The sequence below is a fragment of the Streptomyces sp. genome (genome assembly GCF_035563135.1).
In the GTDB taxonomy this organism is placed as follows: domain Bacteria; phylum Actinomycetota; class Actinomycetes; order Streptomycetales; family Streptomycetaceae; genus Streptomyces.
This window is the reverse complement of the sequence record NZ_DATMVN010000632.1, coordinates 1-5,414: the sequence shown is the minus strand read 5'-3', so window position 1 is coordinate 5,414 and position 5,414 is coordinate 1. Positions and strand designations below refer to the sequence as shown.

Annotated in this window: 3 protein-coding genes, 1 rRNA gene and 2 pseudogenes; 3 read left to right on the top strand and 3 right to left on the bottom strand. The window is 70.4% G+C overall.

Features of this window, described 5'->3' with window-relative positions; all coding sequences use genetic code 11:
- Both rrf and abc-f read left to right on the top strand, forming a co-directional pair.
- Positions 1 to 89, top strand: a 5S ribosomal RNA gene (rrf, locus tag VN520_RS28340); the annotation flags it as partial.
- 193 nt (positions 90 to 282) lie between these two features.
- Entirely contained in the window at positions 283 to 2,007 is a 1,725-nt protein-coding gene (gene abc-f, locus VN520_RS28335; RefSeq protein WP_349256081.1) for a ribosomal protection-like ABC-F family protein, read from the top strand.
- Positions 2,008 to 2,133: 126 nt separating this feature from the next.
- On the opposite strand, the pseudogene VN520_RS28330 reads toward abc-f, so the two are convergent.
- The 3 genes and pseudogenes from VN520_RS28330 to VN520_RS28320 form a co-directional block, all read right to left on the bottom strand.
- Positions 2,134 to 2,391, bottom strand: a pseudogene (locus VN520_RS28330) (ABC transporter permease); the annotation flags it as partial.
- Positions 2,388 to 3,054: pseudogene (locus VN520_RS28325) on the bottom strand (ATP-binding cassette domain-containing protein). The pseudogenes VN520_RS28325 and VN520_RS28330, both read right to left, overlap by 4 nt.
- 108 nt (positions 3,055 to 3,162) lie before the next feature.
- Complete coding sequence (locus VN520_RS28320) at positions 3,163 to 4,200, bottom strand: GntR family transcriptional regulator (RefSeq protein ID WP_325749800.1); 1,038 nt, start codon at positions 4,198 to 4,200, stop codon at positions 3,163 to 3,165.
- Positions 4,201 to 4,358: 158 nt separating this feature from the next.
- Between VN520_RS28320 and VN520_RS28315 the strand changes: the two genes are divergently transcribed.
- A partial coding sequence (locus VN520_RS28315; RefSeq protein WP_325749799.1) for an FAD-dependent monooxygenase occupies positions 4,359 to 5,414 on the top strand: 1,056 nt, incomplete at its 3' end.

The window sequence follows — 5,414 nt, the reverse complement described above, 5'->3', positions numbered from 1 at the left end:
CCGGTTACATTCCGAACCCGGAAGCTAAGCCTTTCAGCGCCGATGGTACTGCAGGGGGGACCCTGTGGGAGAGTAGGACGCCGCCGAACAATTATTCCGGGAAAGCCCCGTGCCCTTGTGGCACGGGGCTTTTCTGCGTTCAGGGCCAATGGAGTGCCACAGAGCGGCGAGACGCGACGTCTTGCGGGGCTGTGGGGTATGGCCGTATCATCGGATGCAGGCGAGACGAGTCGTTCCGTCTCGCTGATCTGGTTCCTGTTTCCCGAGGGAAGAAGACACCACTTGTTCCATACTCCTGAAGCGTCCCGCTCCCGCGCTCACACCGCTGTCTCTCAGCTCACCGTCACCGAGGTGAGCAAGCGCTACGGTCATCACGTCGTCCTGGAGCACGTGTCCTTCACGGTGCGGCCCGGGGAGAAGGCGGGGATCGTCGGGGACAACGGCTGCGGCAAATCCACGCTGCTGCGGCTGCTCGCCGGCGCCGCGCAGCCCGACAACGGAGAGGTCAGGGTGGTCGCGCCGGGCGGTACGGGTCATTTGGCCCAGACCCTCGATCTGCCGGAAACGGCGTGTGTCGGTGATGCCATCGATCACGCACTCGCCGAACTACGCGCTCTTGAGCGGCGGATGCGGGCTGCCGGCGCCGCGCTTCAGGGGGACGACCCGGCTGCGTACGACCGTTATGCCGCAGCCGAGGCGGAGTTCGAGGCGCGCGGCGGGTACGGGGCAGACCGCCGTGTCGACGTGACTCTTCGCCACCTGGGTGAGTCTGCCGTCCTGGACCGGTCGAGGCGGCTCGGCACTCTGTCCGGTGGCCAGCGCTCCCGCTTGGCCCTGGCCGCGACACTCGCGTCGGCGCCCGAGCTGCTGTTGCTCGACGAGCCCACCAACGATCTGGATGACGAGGCTGTGGCCTGGCTGGAGGAGCGGTTGCGCAGTCACCGGGGCACGGTCGTCGCTGTCACCCACGACCGGACGTTCCTCGACCGGGTCAGCGACTCCATTCTGGAGGTCGACCACTGCACGCGGACCGTACGCCGCTACGGAGACGGTTACCCGGGATTCCTCGCCGCCAAGGCCGCCGAGCGTGCCCGGCACGAGCGGGAGTACGTGGAGTGGTGTGCGGAGGTGGCCCGGCAGTCCCGGCTCGCCGATCTCCAGACAGGGCGCCTGGCGGCGATTCCCCGCAAGGGGCCGCGGGCGTTCAGCGGTGCGGGCGCGTTCAGGGCCCGCTCGCGGGTCCACGGCGCCATGGGCCGGATCCGGAACGCACGCGAGCGGCTGCAGCGGCTCACCGAGCGTCCTGTGTCCGCCCCTCCTGAACCGTTGAGGTTCTCGGCGGACATCGAAGGGTCTGCGGCCCGTGACGTGGAGGTGGCGGATCTGTGCGTACCGGGGCGCCTCCTGCTGGACTCGCTTCATGTCGCCGCAGGGGGACGGCTGCTGGTGACCGGCCCCAACGGCGCGGGGAAGACCACCCTCCTGCGCGTCCTGGCAGGCGAGCTGACGCCGGAGCCGGGCGCCACGGTGCGTCGGCCCGCGCGGGTCGGGTTCCTGCGTCAGGTGGTGTCCCCGGTCGACCCCGAGGACATGAGCCGTTCACTGCTCGCGGCTTTCGGGGAGGACCGCGCGGATGAACTGCTCGCCCTCGGCCTCTTCCGTGAAGCCGATCTGGCCCGGCCCGTGGGGGAGCTCTCCACCGGGCAGCGCCGCCGTCTGGAACTTGCCCGTCTGATCACCGGTTCGCACGATCTGCTCCTGCTGGACGAGCCGACGAACCATCTGTCGCCCGCCCTGGTGGAGGAGCTCCAGGCGGCTCTGGCCGCGTATGAAGGCACACTCGTGGTCGTCACGCACGACCGGCGGTTGCGGTCGGATCTTCCCGCAGCCGTCCGGGAGCTCGTTCCGGCCCGGCCCGGTCGGACGAGCCGCCGCGGAAGCCGGGGCGCCACCACCCTCCAGGACGTCAGCGCGCGTTCACGAGCCGGGTGTCGTACGCGAGGATGACGGCCTGGAGGGCGGTGGCGGTCGAAGGCCCGGAGCCGTTGCAGGAGGTCCTGGATGTACAGGGTCAGGGGCGCGGTGCCGGTGTTCAGGTGCCCGGGGTGCGGGCCCTTCCCGTCGCTCATTCCGGACGAGGATGCCGAGGACCGCGAGGCACAGCTGGCCGAGCTGGACGTCGTGGAGGACGAGGACGACGATGTCGATGTCGGTGTCGCCGCCGCCCGAGGTGTAGGTGGCGCCCATGATCAGCCCGACACCGAGCACCGGTGCGGCCGTCGACAGGAGTGTCACCCAGGTCGAGCGCAGGGACCGGAGTTTGTGCCATTCGGAGCGCAGGACCCGGCGTGGGGTGACGCGGTACGGGGAGGGCGCGGTCACGGTGGTCATGCGTGGGCTCCGGTCAGGAGTTCGACGGTCGGGTATTCGACGGATCCCTGAGTGAGGGCCATGAAGGCCTGTTCCAGGGAGACGGTCTGCGGGGTGAGTTCCTGGAGGGGGATGGGTGTCCGGCGGCGGTGCGGCCGATGCGGGCGGCGTCGGCGCCGTGGACGGTCAGCCGGCCGGCGGCACCGGTGGTGACACGGACGCCGGGGCCGGTCAGCAGGGCGCGCAGGGTGTCGGCCTGGGGTGTGACGACGGTGACCGAGGCGCCTCCCGCGGCGCGGATCAGTTCGCCGGTGGTGGTGTCGGAGAGGAGCCGGCCGCGGCCGACTCCAGGACGTGCTCGACGCGGCTGCGGGGGATGCCGTGGGTGTGCGCGAGCGCCATGAGGTGGTTGGAGGCGGTGCGCCCCGGGTGGACCGAGCGCACCTCCAGGAGCGCCCCGACCTCGGTGAGCGGCGCGGGGTGGGCGGCATAGGCGCGGCCGCCGATGGTGGGCCGGCCGCTGGTGGGGGCGTCCAGTCCGAGCAGCATGCGCATGGCCGTCGACTTCCCGGCTCCGTTGGGGCCGAGGAAGCCGGTGACGGTCCCCGGCCGGACGGTGAAGTCGAGGCCCTGGACGACGGTTGTGCCCCCGTACCGCTTGGTGAGTTCGTATGCCCTGATCATGCCGTCGACGCTACGGAGCGTGTGTGGGGCGGTCGTCCGACTGCGGGCCGGTGGTGAGGGCTGTCGTAGTACCGGGGTACGACGTGGTGGACGGGCGGAACGGTCCGTTCACCCCTGACCGTTCGTCCCTGTCCGTTCACCTCCGTCCGTTCGTCCCTGGGGAGCGGCCCCGTCCTCGATGACGGGGGTCAGGCCGTCGAGCAGGGCCTTGAGACCGAGCTCGAAGAGGGTGTCCAGCTGCAGGTCGTAGCCGTCGTCGAAGGAGCGGACCACTTTCGCGAAGGTCGGAAAGCGTCCGGACCCGATCAGGTCCTGAAGGGCGTGGGCGCGGCTGTCCATCCACTGGTCCTCGGACTGGCCGGTGGTCGCCATGGCCTGTGCTTCCCGTTCCAGGTGGACGGCCAGTCCCTGGACGTGGCTGAAGAGCAGTACGTGGATGTCGAACAGTGCGGTGGTGTCCAGGCCGTGCCCGTCGAGGGCGCTCAGTGACCATTCGCCGTGGACCATCAGGCCGGGGAGGAGCAGGGGGCGGGTGAGGGAGGAGAGCTGGGCGAGCCAGGGGTGTCGTCGGTGCAGGGCCCACAGGGTGCGCGCACCCAGTTCGAGGCGGGCGCGCCAGCCGTCCGGAGCGGCGGCGGGGTAGCTCTGTTCGGCGAACGCGGCGTCGGCCATGAGCAGGATGAGGTCGTCCTTGCCGGTGACGTACCGGTAGGGAGACATGGTGGCGACGCCGAGCCGGGCGGCGACCCCGCGCATGGAGAGCGCCGAGAGCCCTTCGGCGTCCGCGATGTCGATGGCGGTGCGGACGATCCGGTCCAGGGTCAGTTCCTGCTCGTCGCCGAGGGCGGAGGGCATGGCGGAGGGCGCGGTGGAGGACGGGGCGGGTTGTCGCCGGTGGGGGGTGGCGACGGGTGTGGCGGCGACGACCGTGCCCGTGCGTGGCCGCGTCTCGACGACCCCTTCCATACGGAGGTGTGTCAGGGCCTTGGTGGCGGTGGCGAGAGCGACCTCCCACTCCCTGGCGATCTGCCGGGTCGACGGAACCCGTTCCCCCGGGGTCAGCTCGCCCTGTTCGATGCGTCGGCGGATCTCGGCGACGATGCGCAGATACGGCGGCTCATCCTTGGGCGCTGTGGCGTTCGTCACGTCGGCGGTCCTTCCTCTTCTGTACTAGCGCAGCCGGGAGCGGGCGCGATGAGGTTCTGTTGGTCAACTGTCCTAGAACAGAACGCGAATTGCCTGGTGGTGGCGAGGGTGCGTACGTCGTACGTTCAGTTGCATACAGCGTACGAGAGGAGCTTCTGATGCGCACTGTTCTCATCTCCGGCGGAGGCATCGCCGGACCCGCTCTCGCCTACTGGCTGCGCCACCACGGTTTCGGGGTGACCGTCGTCGAGCGGGGCCGAGGGCTCCGGTCCGGCGGGCAGGCCGTGGATGTCCGGGGCGTCGCACTGGACGTGATCGGGCGGATGGACCTGCTCGACCCGGCACGGCGGGTCCGCACCCACATGCGGGGCATGTCGGTCCTTGATCCTGAGGGCAGGGAGATCGACCGCTCCACCGAGGCCACCTTCAGCAGCGGCCGGCTGGACAGCGAGGACATCGAGCTGCTGAGGGAGGACCTGGTGCGGCTGGTGTACGAGCGGACGCGTGGAGACGTGGAGTACCTCTTCGGGGACACCGTCACCGCGATCGAGGAGGACGGGGCCGGTGTGCGGGTGGACTTCGCCCGTGCGGCGCCCCGCGTCTTCGACCTGGTGATCGGCGCCGACGGCCTGCACTCGACGGTACGGCGGCTGGCGTTCGGGCCCGAGGAACGCTTCGCGCACCACCTCGGCAGCTACCTGTCGGTGTTCACCGCGGACAACTTCCTCGGACTGGAGGACTGGCAGGTGTGGCTGCGCGACGGCGACATCGGCTTCGGCATCATGCCCGTACGCGACAACACCGAGCTGCGGGTCGCGTTCGGTTTCGAGTCCGCTCCGCTCGCCCGTGATGCCGACGCACTGCGCCGCGTCGTCACGGAGAGGCTCGCGTCACTGCGGTGGGAGGGGCCGCGTCTGGCCGAGGCCGCGCGCCGGGCCCCCGACTTCTACTGCGATGCCATGGCGCAGATCCGGATGGACCGCTGGTCGCAGGGGCGGGTGGCCCTGCTCGGTGACGCCGGCTACTGCCCTTCCCCGCTCTCGGGGCAGGGCACCAGCGTGGCGCTCGTCGGTGCCCATGTGCTGGCGGACTCCCTGGCCCAGGCGCCCGGCGACCACACGGCCGCCTACGCCCGTTACGAGGAGCGGATGCGTGACTTCGTCACACTGAACCAGTCGCTGGCCACGGAGAACCCTGGCGGGCCCGCCGCCGAG